Genomic DNA, 15587 nt, shown 5'->3' with positions numbered 1-15587 from the left:
TCGAACTCATTGCATGTAGGTCGAAGCGAAGCCGACCGGAGGGCAATGCCCCCGGATGAATACCGCAGCGAAGGAACCCCGAGCCTCAGCGAGGGGCCGTACGTAAGGGGCGAGCGTTTTTTGCTTACTTTTTTAGGCGCTTGTAAAAAAGTGAGTCGCCGTAAGGGCGAAACCGCCAGCCGCCGTTACCTAAAAAACGGATATGTACTCAGTCAACAAAAGACCGGTCGGCTGTCAGGCCGCCATCGCTGGCAAGCCAGCTCCCACAGGGGTTCAGCATCAGCCCGGCAATCACATTCGGCAGGCACAAAAAAGCGACCCGAAGGTCGCCTTGGTGCGTTACTGCCCGAACTGCCGTCCCAGCCCACCCGGTACACCGTGAATATCAGTCTCCTCCCACGGCCCCTTCGGACTGATCGACCGGCTCCAGCCGTTATCCCAGCGGTAATAGGTACGCTGGCGATAAAACGTATTGGGCTGATCATCCAGCACATAAACCCCAAGCTTCGGATCCCAATGGCTATTGCCCCCCGGTGGTGGCGCAAAGCTGGCAGACGTGCGTGGCAGCGGCTTGGAGGGTTTTACCGGAACAGACGGCTTGCTCGGTACCGGCGACGTCGACGGCGTAGGACTGGGCTGCGACCGCGGAATCGGCGGCGGAGCCGTTTGCTCCGGTGGTCGCTGGACCGCACAAGCGCTTAACCCCAAAACGACGCTGAGCAGGGCAATACGAGCGATGGCGGTCATGGTAGCGTTTTCCTGTTATTTGTCCGGGCTGTCGATGGTCAGTGTTTGCGGCGCGGTGGTGCTGCTGGCCAAAGGCTGGCTGCGACCGATCCACTCGCCGGCGGTCGGTTTGCCGGCACGGGAAATGCGCGCAACCAGTTGGACTTCAGGGAAGTTCGACAGTTTCAATTGCGGCATCATCGCGTCGGCATCACTCAGCTCGACGGTCACCGGCAGGTCGGCCACGGTCATGCGCTTGACCGCCAGCGGGGCCGGCGGACCGGAGACCGCACGGGCGAAGATGAACACGCTGTCGCCAGGCTGAACCTTGGTTTTGAGCTCCGCCGCCAGATCGACGCTGACCTTGAGCAACGCCGCGGTCTTGGCCGCCGGTGCTTGCGCAACCTTGCCACCACTGGCCACCAGTTTCTCCGTGGCCCGGGTGATCCCGCCTTGCAGCGCCTCCCGGGACGGGTCGTCCGGCGGCAACTGCGCCAACAGGCGATTCCAGTAATCGATGGCGTCCTGATAACGCTCGCCTTCAAACGCAGCAATGCCGAGCAGGCCGAGGCTGGTGACTTCTTTCGGATCGGCCTTGAGCGCTTCGTCGGTCAGGGCCTGGACCTTGTCCGACCACTTCTTGCCATCGGCGAAGTACTGGGCCTGGGCCCATTGACCGAGCAGTTCGGGCTGACGACCGGCCAGGTTCACCGTGCGCTCGAACATCTTCGCCGCGTCCGCCGGGCGATCCTGCGCCATGTAGGTGCGACCGAGGAAGTACATGCCTTCGGCGGAATCCGGTTGAGCGGCGACCACGCGCTCCAGGCGTTGGGTCATCTCTTCCATCGACTTGGGTGCCTGGGAGAATTCGCGGGTCAGTTCGACCTTGTCGCTGGCGCCGTAATGCATGTACAGCCCCAGGCCCAGCACCGGCACCAGAACCGCCGCCAGCAACGGCAAGGGTTTGCCCAGTCGCGACGCCCGCGGCGCGTCGACGCCTTCGGTGTCCGCCAGCAACTCACGGGCGGCTTCGGCGCGACCGGCGTCCATTTGCGCCGCATCGAGCACGCCCTCTTCCTGCTGAGTCTGCAACTCAGCCACGCGCTCCTGATAAAGCGCGACGTTCAAGGCGGTACGATCCTCTTCACGCTGGGCACGACGGCTGCGCAGCACCGGGATCAACAGAAAACTCAGGGCAACCAGAAGCAGCAGACCTGCAGCGAGCCAGAAATCAATCATTCTTGGTTTTATCCAACAGGTGGTCGAGGCGCGAGCGCTCCTCGGCAGACAGCGAGCCCGGGGTGCCGGCGCGTTGCACGCGACGACGACGGACGATCACCGCGATGATCACGACACCCCCCAGCAGCAGGCCGGCAGGGCCGAACCAGAGCAAGGCAGTCTTGGCGTTCAACGCAGGTTTGTAGCGGACGAAGTCACCGTAGCGGTCGACCATGAAGTCGATGATCTGCTGGTTGTCCTTGCCTTCGCCGAGCATGCGGAAAATCTCTTTGCGCAGGTCGGCGGCAATCGGTGCATTGGAATCGGCGATGTCCTGATTCTGGCACTTGGGGCAACGCAGCTCCTTGGTCAGTTCGCGGAAACGCTCGCGGTCACCTTCCTTGGCAAACTCATAGGTGTCGATGGCCGCGTGAGCCACACCGGCCATGCTCAAGCCCAGGACAGCGGCAGCAATCCAGCGCTTCATGGCTTGGCCTCGTCGACCAGCGCCTGGTACTTGCCCGCCAGTTTTTCGCGCCAGACCTGCTCGTCGATCACGCCGACGAACTTGTCCCGGATGATGCCCTTGGCGTCGATGAAGAAGGTCTCCGGCGCGCCGTACACACCGAGGTTCAGGCCCAGCGAGCCTTCGTCGTCACGGATGTCCAGTGCATACGGGTTGTGGAAGTCCGTCAGCCACTTCAAGGCATCGGCGTTGACGTCCTTGTAGTTGATGCCGTAGATCACCACGCCCTGCTGGGCCAGCTTGTTCAGCACCGGGTGCTCGACCCGGCAGGAAATGCACCAGGTGCCCCAGACGTTGACCAGCGCCGGTTTGCCCAGAATGTCGGCACGGGTCAGGGTCTTGTCGCCCTGCACCGACGGCAGGGAAAACTCCGGGAACGGCTTGTTGATCATGGCCGAAGGCAACTCGGCCGGATTCAGGTACAACCCACGGTAGAGAAACACGGCAACCACCAGAAAAATCGCCAGTGGCAACAACATCAACCAACGCTTCATGCAGTGGCTCCCGACAGGCCCAGTGCTTCGCGCACGCGGCTTTTGACCTTGACCCGATAACGCCGATCCAGCGCCGCCAACAAACCACCGAAGCCTGTCAGCAAACCACCGAACCAGATCCAGCGCACGAACGGTTTGACGTGTACGCGCACAGCCCAGGCGCCGTTACCCAGCGGTTCACCGAGGGCGACATAGAGGTCGCGGGTGAAACCGGCGTCGATGCCCGCTTCGGTCATCACCGAGTTCTGCACGGTGTACAGGCGTTTTTCCGGATGCAGCACGCTGATTTCCTTGCCGTTGCGGATCACCCGGACGGTGCCCTTGTCGGACGTGAAGTTCGGGCCTTCGAAGTGCTTGGCGCCTTCGAAGATGAAGTGATAACCGGCCAGGTCCATGGACTCGCCCGGCGCCAGGCGCAGGTCGCGCTCGGCACTGTTCTGACTCGACAGCACGACACCCAGCGCACACACGGCAATGCCCAGGTGTGCGATCTGCATGCCCCAGTAGCTGCGGGTCAGGGTGGGCAGGCCTTTGATCAGGCCTTTGTGGCGGGTCTTGTCGACAATGTCACGCGCACCGGCCAACAGCACCCAGGCGGCGAGCATGAAGGTCGCGAGCACTGCCCAGTTGAAGTCGCCGTACGCGACGCCAGCCACCACGGCCATGGCTGCACTGCCGAGCAATACCGGCGTCAGCATGCTCAGCAGCCATTTCACCGGGGTGTCTTTCCAGCGCACGATCACGCCGACCGCCATCACCACCATCAACAACGCCATCAACGGAATGAACAGCGCGTTGAAGTACGGCGGGCCGACCGACAGCTTGGCGCCGGTCATGGCATCGAGAATCAGTGGGTACAAGGTGCCCAGCAGGATCATCGAGGCGGCCACCACCAGCACCAGGTTGTTGCCCAGCAGCAGAGTTTCCCGGGACCAGAGGTTGAAGCCGACCTGGCTCTTGACCACCGGCGCGCGCAGGGCGAACAACGTCAATGAACCGCCGACCACGAACAGCAGGAAAATCAGGATGAACACGCCGCGTTCCGGATCGGAGGCAAAGGCGTGCACCGAGGTCAACACGCCGGAGCGCACGAGGAAGGTGCCCAGCAGGCTCAACGAGAACGCAGCGATGGCCAGCAACACCGTCCAGCTCTTGAACACACCACGTTTTTCCGTGACCGCCAGCGAGTGAATCAGCGCGGTACCCACCAGCCATGGCATGAACGAGGCGTTTTCCACCGGGTCCCAGAACCACCAGCCGCCCCAGCCGAGCTCGTAGTACGCCCACCAGGAGCCGAGGGTGATGCCGATGCCGAGGAAGGCCCAGGCCACGATCGTCCACGGACGCGACCAGCGCGCCCACGCGGCATCCAGGCGACCGCCCATCAGCGCGGCGATGGCGAAGGCGAAGGCCACCGAGAAACCGACGTAGCCCATGTACAGCATCGGCGGGTGCACGATCAGGCCGATGTCTTGCAGCAAGGGGTTGAGGTCGGCACCGTCGCTGGGCATTTGCGGCAGGATGCGCTTGAACGGATTGGAGGTCATGATCAGGAACAGCAGGAAACCAGTGCTGATCATGCCCATCACCGCCAGCACGCGGGCCAGCATGACCTGTGGCAACTGCCGGGAGAACACCGACACCGCGAAGGTCCAGCCACCGAGAATCAAGGCCCACAACAGCAGGGAACCTTCGTGGGCACCCCACACCGCGCTGAACTTGTAGTACCACGGCAAGGCGCTGTTGGAGTTGTTGGCCACATAGGCCACGGAGAAGTCATCGACCATGAAGGCGTAGGTCAGGCAACCGAAGGCAAACAGCAGAAAGCTGAACTGCCCCCACGCGGCCGGCTGGGCCAGGCTCATCCACAGGCGGTCACCGCGCCAGGCACCGAACAGCGGCACCACGGCCTGGGCCAGGGCGAAGCACAGGGCCAGGATCATCGCCAGATGGCCAAGCTCGGGAATAAAGATGCCGGATGTCATGGATCAACCCTCCTTCGCGGGCGTTGGAGCCGATTGACCGCTGTCTTTCAACGCCTTGGTCACTTCCGGCGGCATGTACTTCTCGTCGTGCTTGGCCAGCACTTCATCGGCCACCACCACGCCCTCGGCATTGAGCTTGCCCAGGGCGACGATGCCCTGCCCTTCGCGGAACAGGTCCGGAAGGATGCCGCGATAGGTGATGGTCACGGATTTGTTGAAGTCGGTGACGACGAACTTCACGTCCAGCGAGTCGCCGGAACGTTGCAAGGAACCGGCCTCGACCATGCCACCGGCGCGGATGCGCGTGTCATGAGGGGCTTCGCCGTTGGCGATCTGGGTCGGTGTGTAAAACAGGTTGATGTTCTGCTGCAGGGCGCTCAGGGCCAGGCCGACGGCAGCGCCGACCCCGACCAGGATCGCGAGAATGATGATAAGACGCTTTTTGCGCAGCGGATTCACTTGCCGTTCTCCCGGCGCAGACGACGCGCCTCTTGTTGCAGATACCGCTTGCGGGCCAGGATCGGCGCCGCCACGTTGAGGGCCAATACCGCCAGGCAGATGCCATAGGCTGACCAGACATACAGGCCATGATGACCCATGGCGATGAAGTCGCCGAATGAAGCAAAACTCATCGAGCGATCTCCAGGCTGTTTTCCACTTCGGCCTTGACCCAACTGGCCCGGGCTTCGCGCTTGAGCACTTCAAGACGCATGCGCAGCAACAGCACCGCGCCGAAGAAACAGTAGAAACCCAGCGCCGTCAGCAGCAAAGGCAGCCACATCTCGGCAGGCATTGCCGGTTTTTCGGTGAGGGTGAAGGTCGCGCCCTGGTGCAGGGTGTTCCACCACTCCACCGAGTACTTGATGATCGGGATGTTGATCACGCCGACAATCGCCAGCACCGCACAGGCCTTGGCCGCGCTGTCACGATTGCTGATCGCGTTGCCCAGCGCAATGAGACCGAAGTACAGGAAAAGCAGGATAAGCATGGACGTCAGGCGTGCATCCCAGACCCACCACGAGCCCCAGGTCGGTTTACCCCAGATCGCGCCGGTGACCAGCGCCACGGCAGTCATCCACGCACCGATGGGCGCCGCGCACTGCAGGGCGACGTCGGCCAGTTTCATCTTCCACACCAGCCCGACGATGCCGCACACCGCCAGCATCACGTAGATGGACTGCGCCAGCATGGCGGCCGGAACGTGGATATAGATGATGCGGAAGCTGTTGCCCTGCTGATAGTCAGGCGGCGCAAAGGCCAGGCCCCAGACCACGCCAACGCTGATCAGCAGCAACGCCGCGACGCTCAGCCAGGGCAGCATTTTGCCGCTGATGCCGTAAAACCATTTGGGCGAGCCGAGCTTGTGAAACCACGTCCAGTTCATACTGTTTCCATCACGGTTGCTCTTTTCTTTGAAGAGCCAGGGTCTTTACTGGTCATTTTTTAACCAGACCTCATTATTCGCCGACGCTGATCTTCAGGCCAGCAGCTATTGCAAAGGGTGTCAGGGTTATCGCCAGCGCGGTCAGGCTACCAAGCCACAGGAGATAACCGGTCGCCGGCATTCCCTGCAAGGCTGCCTGCAAGGCACCACTGCCAAGGATCAATACCGGGATGTACAACGGCAGAATCAGCAGGGCCAGCAACAGGCCACCGCGCTTCAAGCCGACCGTCAGCGCCGCACCCACTGCACCGAGCAGGCTCAGTACCGGTGTACCGAGCAGCAACGAAAGCAGCAACACCGGCAGACAGGCGGCAGGCAAACCGAGCATCAGCGCCAGCAAGGGCGCCAGCAAAACCAGTGCCAGCCCGGAAAAAGCCCAGTGTGCCAGCACTTTGGCCAAAACCAGAAGAGCCAGGGGGTGCGGCGAAAGGACCCACTGTTCAAGGGATCCGTCTTCGAAATCACTGCGGAAAAGCCCGTCCAGCGAGAGCAGGACCGATAAAAGTGCTGCCACCCAGACCAACCCCGGAGACAAGGTTTGCAACAATTGAGACTCGGGTCCGACCGCCAGCGGGAACAGCGAAACGACGATGGCAAAGAACACCAGCGGATTGGCCAGCTCCGCCGGACGGCGAAACAGCAGACGCGCCTCGCGGGCGACCAACAGGCCGAACACACTCATACGGCCCAGCTCCCCAGATCGATGTCGCGATAACCGGCCGGCATCCGGCTCAGCGTGTGGTGAGTGGTCAATACCACCATGCCGCCGCGTTCGCAGTGGCCGGCCAGGTGTTCTTCGAGTTGCGCCACGCCCTGCTTGTCGAGGGCGGTAAAGGGTTCATCGAGGATCCACAACGCAGGGCTGTCCAGGTACAGGCGCGCCAGCGCGACGCGGCGCTGTTGACCGGCAGACAGGGTGTGGCAAGGCACATCCTCGAATCCGCGCAGCCCGACCGCCGCCAGGGCCTGCCAGATCGCCTCATGGGTCGCCGGATGATGCAAGGCACACAGCCAGCTCAGATTCTCTTCCGGTGTCAGCAAATCCTTGATCCCGGCCGCGTGGCCGATCCACAGCAGGTTGCGCGCCAGTTCGCCGCGTTGCTCGTTCAGCGGCTGACCGTTGAGCAGCACTTGACCGGCGGTCGGCTGCATCAGTCCCGAGAGCAGACGCAACAGGCTGGTCTTGCCACTGCCGTTGGGGCCACTGATTTGCATCATTTCGCCACTGGCCAGTCTCAAATCGAGATTTTCGAAGAGCAGCCGAAGGTCTCGCTCACAGGCAAGGGCAACGGTTTGCAGGACAGGACTGGTCAAGGGTTCACGGGCCTTATACGGTTCAAGTCGGCACTGGCGCGGCCGTTAAAGAGATGCAGCATAGATGCAATGACGTCTTGTTCTAGAGAGCTGCGTCAAACAATTGCAAAGTTTTCGCCATTTTTGGATACAACGGCGCGGCATTATACATGCCAGGCCCTACTCTAAAGAGTGCATTTTCCTCAGGTTGTGACCGCGTATGACAGGCGAAATGAACATCCTCCCGCTACCGCAGACCCTCCCGGCGACCTCACGCCCGCAGGTGCTCAGCGGTGAGTTGCTCAAGTTGCTGACGCCGGTGGAGGGGCTGATCAGCGTCGGTCAAACCGCCCAGGCCGAAGTGTTGTCGCTCAAGCAGGCGGACCAGACTTTCCAGATGCTGCTCAAGGTCACCCTCGACAGCGGCCGTCAGACCACGGTCCAGACCACCGGCAATCAACCGCTGGCCCAGGGCACCACGCTGGTCGTCAGCCAGCCCTCGGCCGGCAACCTGGCCGTGACGGTGCAACAGGCCATCGCCTCCAGCGTCACCACCCTCACCCGCCTCGACACCGCGCAACTGCCCGTTGGCACCCTGCTGCAGGGCAAGGTGCTGACCTCGCAAGTGCTGCCGCAAGAGCCCGGCCAGCCCCTGGTGTTTCGCTCGATGGTGAGCCTGCTCAACACCGCGTTGAGCGGCAGCACCCTGAACATCGACAGTCCGCAGCCCTTGCGCATCGGCACCTTGTTGAGCGCGCAGGTACAAGACAGCCAGACATTGAAATTCGTACCCCTGAGCAGCCGCCAGGAACAACTGGCGGTCACCCGGCAACTGGTCGACCAGCAAAGCCGCCAAGGCTCGCTGGACGGCTTGCTCAAACTCCTGCAGAACCTTGCGCCCTCGGACCAGACCTCCACCGAACTGCGCAGCGCCGCTGCCCGGTTGCTCGCCGGCCTGCCGGATGTCCAACAACTGAGCACCCCCAAGGGCCTGGCCCTGGCGCTGGCCAGCAGTGGTGCGTTTCTCGAAAGCAAACTGCTGAACGGGCTAAACCCGACACTCGCGCCGGACATGAAAGGCGACCTGCTCAAACTGGTTGCGCAGTTGAGCCAGGGCTTGCCGGCCAACACCAGCCTTGGCGCGATCATCGCCGCCAACACCCTGGCCCAGGCCATGCCGAATTTTGTCCGCAATGCCCTGGGCATGCTCGGCCAGGTCAGTGCCAAACCGACCCCGGGCGGCTTCCCGCTGCCCGACCGCCTGCTGCAAAGTGCCGAGGGTGAAAACGACCTCGAACACCTGCTTCGCCTGGCCGCCGCTGCGGTTTCACGCCTGCAAAGCCATCAGCTGTCGAGCCTGGAACAAACCGGTGTCACCGCCGATGGACGACTGATGAGCACCTGGCAAATGGAAATCCCAATGCGCAACCTGCAGGACATCGTGCCCTTGCAGGTCAAGTTCCAGCGCGAGGACGCCCCCGAGAAAGAACAGCCAAAGGAGCGTCGCGAACAAGGCGAACCCAAGCAACAGCTGTGGCGAGTCGAACTGGCCTTCGCCATGGAGCCTTTGGGGCCGCTGCAAATCCAGGCGCAACTGATCAAGGGCACCCTCTCCAGCCAGCTCTGGGCAGAACGGCCTTACACCGCCAGCCTGATCGAAAATAACCTGGCCGGGCTGCGCGACCGCCTGCTCTCCGCCGGCCTGAACGTCGGTGACCTGGACTGCCACCTCGGCACACCGCCCCAAGGCCCACAAACCCGCCTCGAACAACGCTGGGTCGACGAAACCGCATGAAAAACCCCAACGCCCCACGCCAAGCCATCGCCCTCAAATACGACGGCACCCACGCCCCCACCCTCACCGCCAAGGGCGACGAAGAACTGGCGGAAGAAATCCTGCGAATCGCCCGCGACTGCGAAGTGCCGATCTACGAAAATGCCGAGTTGGTGAGGCTGCTGGCGCGCATGGAACTGGGGGACAGCATTCCGCAGGAGCTGTATCTGACGATTGCCGAGATCATTGCGTTTGCGTGGAGTTTGAAGGGGAAGTTTCCGGCGGGGCAGGATCCGGATGCGTTGATGGTGGAGAAGGATGTGACGAATCGTGGGGACGACTATTGATCAACGCTGAGAAACACTCAACAACGGAGACCAGCACATCCCCCCTCGTACCTATTGAATACCATTACTTACTGCTAACAGAAAACCTGCCTGCGTAAAACATCGACACTTCCTCTGAAAGAAAACCCTCTAAAGCGGCTCTCGCAAGCACATCTCCCAAACCCGTCGCGAATTTAAAGCCATGCCCGGAGCATGCAGAAACATAAAAAACGCCGGGAAAACTTACTGATTCAAAGCGAAGCACTTCCAACAACACCCAGGCCAATTACGACGACTTTGTATTCATTCTTCATCTTGCCCTCCACCACTACAAAAACACAGTTTTTTTGAGAATTGGCTCGAACACAACTACTAATAGCCCAATGATTACGACTAAAAGAGCCATTACAGTTATTGGAGAAGCAGTTTGCTTGTAAATTATCGTCGCCACAAAAAACTGCGTGAGTGGCAATACAAACTGGGACAACCCCATAGACATTACAGAAAGTCTTTTAGCTGAAAACGAAAACAGCGCCAACGGAATAATAGATACAACACCACAACTAAAAACAAGAAGCGTGCGCCACAAACCAAAATCGTTAGGAATCGCCATGCCGAGATCTGAAAATATAAAAAACAAAATGCAAAAAAAAGAAAGCACAAGAGATTCTAACAACAAGCCACTAAAAACATTCAAAGATGTCATTTTTTTCAGGCACGAATAAAAGCCCCAAGCCAGACCGATACCTAGATAAACTCTTATATCAAGATCATTACTCAACACGAAAAGACCCACCACACTGATCAGCATCATCAACACGGCCACGGCTTTGAACACGGTGACTGGCTCTTTGTAAACAACGATACCCATCGCGATACTTAAAATTGGCGCCACCAGATAACCGAGACTGCTTTCAAGTACCCGACCATGGACAGATGCCCATATGAACGTCCCCCAATTGATCGCTATCAGTATGGCTGCAACGGCATGTAAAATTAGTAGCCTAATGTTAAGTTGAGCAAAAAGCGGTCTTAGCTCCCGACCAGCGTACACGACAAGAAACACCGTCAGCAAAGACAAGTAAACCCTATAGCTGAGCAACGCCAACGCACTCAACGACCCAATATACTTCCAAAAAACTGAAGACAACCCCAATAGCACGTTCGCCAATACCCCACTGAGCGCGCCGATAAAAAAATGTCGACCTCTATTTGAAGGCAGCATCCCTCTACCTTTCCCACAAAGTTATTTCAACTATTTCATACGACCATATTACTTTGCCATCCTCGTGCATACTGCAAAAGGCTTCACCCTTCCTTGTCCAATTCATTACTTCATCCACCAAAAGATTTTGTATCCGCGCCCATTCTTCTGCCGCCACCCATATGACCAGCGCCCAGAATATAAATTCTTCTCATCCAACCCTTTCCTTTATCGATTACTTTTTGAACACCCCTTACCAACAAAACTTAAAGAATTGTGTTTCCACCTGTCAACGCACAAACGACAAGCCCATTGCCGTCAAAACAAACAAGTCTTTAAAACACAGATTAAGATGTAGGAATATTCATACTTCATCCTGTAGGACTTAGTTGGCCGCGACGGTCTATTCAGGACTTCTTAAAGTAGGACTTGGTTTCTCTGGAAAGGAAAATTTTTGAATCATTCTGCAACACTCAAGCGACGTATTTTATCCATTATTCGAATAATCATCTGGCAAATCGCCCCCACCCTCACCGCCAAGGGCGACGAAGAACTGGCGGAAGAAATCCTGCGGATCGCCCGCGACTGCGAAGTGCCAATCTATGAAAATGCCGAGTTGGTGAGGCTGCTGGCGCGCATGGAACTGGAAGACAGCATTCCGCAGGAGCTGTATCTGACGATTGCCGAGATCATTGCGTTTGCGTGGAGCTTGAAGGGGAAATTTCCGGCGGGGCAGGATCCGGATGCGTTGATGGTGGAGAAGGACATCACCGAACGCGGGGATGATTATTGAAGTTTCGAGGACGCCATCGCGGGCAAGCCCGCTCCCACAGGGGGCAGAGGTGGCCCCGGATTTTGTGAACGACTCCGAACCATTGTAGGAGCGAGCCTGCTCGCGATGGACTCAAGTGCGACGCGTTTATTCAGAATGCCCGCGTTTTCGTTGACGTCCATCGCGAGCAGGCTCGCTCCTACAGGTAACCAGTTCTTGTGCAACTTGCTCATCAACTCCGCCTCGGCCTGGGTCAAGCTGCAGGATTGGGTCAGTTCGTCGATGCTTACGTCCATGCCCGCCATCGCGAGAAGTTAGTGCCGGGACAGCATTTATTAGAGGCTCCCGACGGATTTCAGCAGCGGCAAGCCGGTGGCGGGATCAAGTCCCTTTTCGGCGCTGAGTTTCTCGATCAGCTCTGCTGATGGAATGATGGGTACAGCCGAGTCACGCTCTCGTTTCCATTGGAAGGTACCGTCCCACTCAGGGAGGTTCGCAGGTGGGAGTGGAACGATGTCATCCAGATCGGGGATTTTTGCTCCAAGGTGTTCGTGGCGTCTCAGGAAATGGCGAATTTGTTTATATCGATCGACACGCACATCATCTTGTTGAAGAGCCAAGTAGTAAAGCTCATCAGTCATCTGAGGGCCTGCGAAAGCACTTACCAGATTACCAGCACTGTTTGCGTCGCCGTTTCGAGTTGCAGACTGGTAACCTTCGAGCGACTCCTGGTAAGCCCCTAAGACCTTCGAGTAACTTGCGTAACTTCTTCCCGCCAAACGATTACCCTGTTCCATTGCGCACTTGTACATCGCCAGCATGACATCGGCCGTATTGGGTACATAGGACAGAAGCCTGCCTATGTAATACTGAGCGTCTGAATTTCCCAGGTCGGCCGCCCGCCGAAAATAGGCTCTGGAGGCCGCGACATCCTGTTTGACGCCATAACCCAACTCCAGGTAATGCGCCATGTCGTAATAAGCCCCCGGGATGCCTTGAGCAACATAATATTCCACCAGATCAATGACCTCTTTACTGGCATCAGGAGAGCGGGCTTGTCCGGTTGACAGTAGAAATTGCAGATTGGTCGCGGCCTTGTAGTGATCGTGTGCAGCCGCGATTCGATAGTAAGGAGCAATTTCGTTGTAATCCTTCTGCCCTTTACGCTTTTCCAGGTAAAGGCCATACCGATACAGGATGTCCGCGTCCGGCTTCAACACAGGCAGCGAATCGCGCTCATATGCGCACTTAAAATCAAGTCTACTGTAGGCAAAGTCCACCGACGCGGCATCAGGCATCTGCTCTTCTTTTTTCGAGCAGGCCATCATCATCAAGAAGCTGAACAATGCCAGTAGTAACTTAGTCGCCCCCACCCGATTATTTATTGAATGTCCCTTCATAACCTCACTCGACATTAATGACTTCCCATCATCCATTCACGTCCTCCGAACTAGCAAACAGAATGCAATGGTCAGGTATTCCCGGCGGACTTCGGCAGCGGCAAACCGGTGGCGGGATTAAGTCCCTTTTCGGCGCTGAGTTTGTCGATCAACTCTGCTGATGGAATGTTGGGAACAGCCGAGTCACGCTCTCGTTTCCATTGGAACGTACCGTCCCACTGAGGGAGGGTTGCAGGTGGGAGTGGGACGATGTCTTCTAGGTCGGGAATATTCGCCCCTAAATGTTCGTGACGTCGCAGAAATAAGTTAATTTTTCTATATCGTTCGACGCGTTCGGTATCTTGCTCAAGTGCCAAGTAATAAAGCTCATCGGACGCTGGGGGGCCCTCGAACGCGCTAGCCAGTCGACTGGCACTAGCGGCATCACCATACCGAACTGCTATTTGATAGCCTTGCAAGGAGTCTTTGTAATCACCTGATCCTTGCGAATAAATTGAGTATTTTCTTCCTGCCGATCGATTACCCTGCTCCATCGCACACTTGTACATCGCCAGCATGATTTCGGCCGTATTGGGTACATAGGACAGAAGCCTGCCTATGTAATACTGAGCGTCCGGATTTCCCAGATCGGCCGCCCGTCGAAAGTAGGCTCTGGAGGCCGCGACATCCTGTTTGACGCCATAACCCAACTCCAGGTAATGCGCCATGTTGTAATAAGCCCCCGGGATGCCTTGAGCAACATAATATTCCGCCAGATCAATGACCTCTTTACTGGCATCAGGAGAGCGGGCTTGTCCGGTTGACAGTAGAAATTGCAGATTGGTCGCGGCCTTGTAATGATCGTGTGCAGCCGCGATACGATAATAGCGGGCGATCTCGTCGTAATCCTTCTGCCCTTTACGCTTTTCCAGGTAAAGGCCATACCGATACAGGATGTCCGCGTCCGGCTTCAACACAGGCAGCGAATCGCGCTCATATGCGCACTTAAACTCAAGTCTACTGTAGGCAAAGCCCACCGACGCGGCATCAGGCATCTGCTCTTCCTTTTTTGAGCAGGCGATGATCATCAAGAAGCTGATCAATGCCAGCGGTAGCTTACTCGCCCCCACCCGATTACTTATTGAATTCCCATGCATAACTTCACTCGATAATTAATGACTCACACATCATCAATTCACTTTCTCCCCACTGCCAAACAGATGCACCCCGACGGTAATGATTAGGTATTCTCGGTGGTTTTTGGCAGCGGCAAGCCGGTGGCGGGATCAAGTCCCTTTTCCGCGCTGAGTTTCTCGATCAGCTCTGCTGATGGAATGATGGGTACAGCCGAGTCACGCTCTCGCTTCCATTGGAAGGTACCGTCCCACTCAGGGAGGGTCGCAGGTGGGAGCGGGACGATGTCATCCAGATCGGGCATTTTTGCCCCAAGATGTTCATGTCGCGTCAGGAAATCGCTGATTCTATTGTATCGATCGACGCGCTCATCATCTTGCTGTACAGCCAAGTAGTACAGTTCATCGGACGCTGGCGGCCCCTCGAATGCACTCGCCAGTTGACTAGCACTGGTGTCATCGCCATTGCGAATTGCTATTTGGAAGCCTTGTAGAGCTTCTTGGTATAGCTCTGAACCTTGCAAATAAACTGCGTATTTTCTTCCCGCCGAGCGATTACCCTGCTCCATCGCACACTTGTACATCGCCAGCATCGTTTCGGCCGTATTGGGTACATAGGACAGAAGCCTGCCTATGTAATACTGAGCGTCCGGATTTCCCAAGTCGGCCGCTCGCCGAAAATAGGCTCTGGAGGCCGCGACATCCTGTTTGACGCCATAACCCAACTCCAGGTAATGCGCCATATCGTAATAAGCCCCCGGGATGCCTTGAGCAACATAATATTCCGCCAGATCAATGACCTCTTTACTGGCATCAGGAGAGAGGGCTTGTCCGGTTGACAGTAGAAACTGCAGATTGGTCGCAGCCTTGTAATGATCGTGTGCAGCCGCGACACGATAATAGCCGGCGATCTCGTTGTAATCCTTCTGCCCTTTACGCTTTTCCAGGTAAAGGCCATACCGATACAGGATGTCCGCGTCCGGACTCAACACCGGCAACGAATCGCGCTCATATACGCACTTAAACTCCAATCTACTGTAGGCAAAGTCTGTCTGCGAGGCATCCGGCATACTTTCTTCCTTTTTTGAACAACCCAAGATGGAAAAACACAAAAACAAAATAACAAATGGTTCTTTCATCACTTAGTCCCAATTCTTCCTGTCTGGACTCTCTTGCAAAAACTCAACCAATGATGCGATCGGAGACTTTGAAGCCATTACAGTTTTTCTTTGCAAGCCTCGCACTCTTCGCTCATCGTTTTTTCCAACTATTTGTTTCCATTTATCGTATACGCTCTTCATATCATTCCCCTT

The 15587-nt window shown here is 57.5% G+C and carries 17 protein-coding genes and 1 pseudogene; 3 read left to right on the top strand and 15 right to left on the bottom strand.

All coding sequences use genetic code 11. From position 1 onward, the window contains the following. Positions 1-339 precede the first annotated feature (339 nt). From AC07YV_RS28600 to ccmA, 10 genes are all read right to left on the bottom strand, one after another. Entirely contained in the window at positions 340-747 is a 408-nt protein-coding gene (locus tag AC07YV_RS28600) for a hypothetical protein (protein ID WP_007980770.1), read from the bottom strand. Positions 748-762: 15 nt separating this feature from the next. Further along, positions 763-1965, bottom strand: a complete 1203-nt coding sequence (gene ccmI, locus AC07YV_RS28595; RefSeq protein ID WP_102702642.1) for a c-type cytochrome biogenesis protein CcmI — start codon at positions 1963-1965, stop codon at positions 763-765. After that, entirely contained in the window at positions 1958-2431 is a 474-nt protein-coding gene (locus AC07YV_RS28590) for a cytochrome c-type biogenesis protein (RefSeq protein ID WP_102702641.1), read from the bottom strand. Before AC07YV_RS28590 ends, ccmI begins: the two co-directional genes overlap by 8 nt. After that, positions 2428-2964, bottom strand: coding sequence for a DsbE family thiol:disulfide interchange protein (locus AC07YV_RS28585; protein WP_102702640.1), 537 nt, complete (start codon positions 2962-2964; stop codon positions 2428-2430). Before AC07YV_RS28585 ends, AC07YV_RS28590 begins: the two co-directional genes overlap by 4 nt. After that, positions 2961-4949 (bottom strand): heme lyase CcmF/NrfE family subunit, encoded by a 1989-nt coding sequence (locus tag AC07YV_RS28580; protein WP_102702639.1) that lies wholly within the window; start codon positions 4947-4949, stop codon positions 2961-2963. Before AC07YV_RS28580 ends, AC07YV_RS28585 begins: the two co-directional genes overlap by 4 nt. Positions 4950-4952: 3 nt before the next feature. Further along, positions 4953-5408: a cytochrome c maturation protein CcmE gene (gene ccmE / locus AC07YV_RS28575; protein WP_102702638.1), complete on the bottom strand. Its 456-nt coding sequence runs from the start codon at positions 5406-5408 to the stop codon at positions 4953-4955. Beyond that, the gene (gene ccmD / locus AC07YV_RS28570; RefSeq protein ID WP_007980758.1) at positions 5405-5581 is read right to left on the bottom strand and encodes a heme exporter protein CcmD; all 177 of its coding nucleotides are present in this window, start codon (positions 5579-5581) and stop codon (positions 5405-5407) included. Before ccmD ends, ccmE begins: the two co-directional genes overlap by 4 nt. Beyond that, a complete protein-coding gene (locus AC07YV_RS28565) occupies positions 5578-6333 on the bottom strand; it encodes a heme ABC transporter permease (RefSeq protein ID WP_102702637.1) in 756 nt (251 codons plus the stop codon). Before AC07YV_RS28565 ends, ccmD begins: the two co-directional genes overlap by 4 nt. 73 nt (positions 6334-6406) lie before the next feature. After that, positions 6407-7075, bottom strand: a complete 669-nt coding sequence (ccmB, locus tag AC07YV_RS28560) for a heme exporter protein CcmB (RefSeq protein ID WP_007980754.1) — start codon at positions 7073-7075, stop codon at positions 6407-6409. Further along, entirely contained in the window at positions 7072-7707 is a 636-nt protein-coding gene (ccmA, locus tag AC07YV_RS28555; RefSeq protein ID WP_102702636.1) for a cytochrome c biogenesis heme-transporting ATPase CcmA, read from the bottom strand. The genes ccmB and ccmA overlap by 4 nt, the downstream gene beginning before the upstream one ends. A 199-nt stretch (positions 7708-7906) precedes the next feature. Between ccmA and fliK the strand changes: the two genes are divergently transcribed. Next, a complete protein-coding gene (gene fliK, locus AC07YV_RS28550) occupies positions 7907-9481 on the top strand; it encodes a flagellar hook-length control protein FliK (RefSeq protein WP_102702635.1) in 1575 nt (524 codons plus the stop codon). Then, positions 9478-9807 carry an EscU/YscU/HrcU family type III secretion system export apparatus switch protein gene (locus tag AC07YV_RS28545; protein ID WP_102702634.1) on the top strand — a complete coding sequence of 110 codons (330 nt, stop codon included), beginning with the start codon at positions 9478-9480 and terminating at the stop codon, positions 9805-9807. Before fliK ends, AC07YV_RS28545 begins: the two co-directional genes overlap by 4 nt. A 307-nt stretch (positions 9808-10114) precedes the next feature. Here the strand turns inward: AC07YV_RS28545 and AC07YV_RS28540 are convergent, their stop codons facing one another. Continuing rightward, positions 10115-11011 carry an EamA family transporter gene (locus tag AC07YV_RS28540; RefSeq protein ID WP_102702633.1) on the bottom strand — a complete coding sequence of 299 codons (897 nt, stop codon included), beginning with the start codon at positions 11009-11011 and terminating at the stop codon, positions 10115-10117. 463 nt (positions 11012-11474) lie between these two features. On the opposite strand from AC07YV_RS28540, the gene AC07YV_RS28535 reads away from it, so the two are divergent. Beyond that, positions 11475-11783, top strand: coding sequence for an EscU/YscU/HrcU family type III secretion system export apparatus switch protein (locus AC07YV_RS28535; protein WP_102702645.1), 309 nt, complete (start codon positions 11475-11477; stop codon positions 11781-11783). A gap of 191 nt (positions 11784-11974) precedes the next feature. Here the strand turns inward: AC07YV_RS28535 and AC07YV_RS28530 are convergent. The 4 genes and pseudogenes from AC07YV_RS28530 to AC07YV_RS28515 all read right to left on the bottom strand — a co-directional run. Then, positions 11975-12067: pseudogene (locus tag AC07YV_RS28530) on the bottom strand (DUF2802 domain-containing protein); the annotation flags it as partial. A 30-nt stretch (positions 12068-12097) separates the two neighbouring features. After that, positions 12098-13162, bottom strand: a complete 1065-nt coding sequence (locus AC07YV_RS28525; protein ID WP_102702643.1) for an SEL1-like repeat protein — start codon at positions 13160-13162, stop codon at positions 12098-12100. A 71-nt stretch (positions 13163-13233) separates the two neighbouring features. Beyond that, positions 13234-14298: an SEL1-like repeat protein gene (locus tag AC07YV_RS28520; protein ID WP_102702632.1), complete on the bottom strand. Its 1065-nt coding sequence runs from the start codon at positions 14296-14298 to the stop codon at positions 13234-13236. Positions 14299-14381: 83 nt separating this feature from the next. Then, positions 14382-15413 carry an SEL1-like repeat protein gene (locus tag AC07YV_RS28515; protein ID WP_494990388.1) on the bottom strand — a complete coding sequence of 344 codons (1032 nt, stop codon included), beginning with the start codon at positions 15411-15413 and terminating at the stop codon, positions 14382-14384. Positions 15414-15587: the final 174 nt, after the last annotated feature.

It is taken from the genome of Pseudomonas sp. GW456-E7 (assembly GCF_059424105.1).
This window is presented reverse-complemented; position numbering and strand designations above follow the sequence as displayed.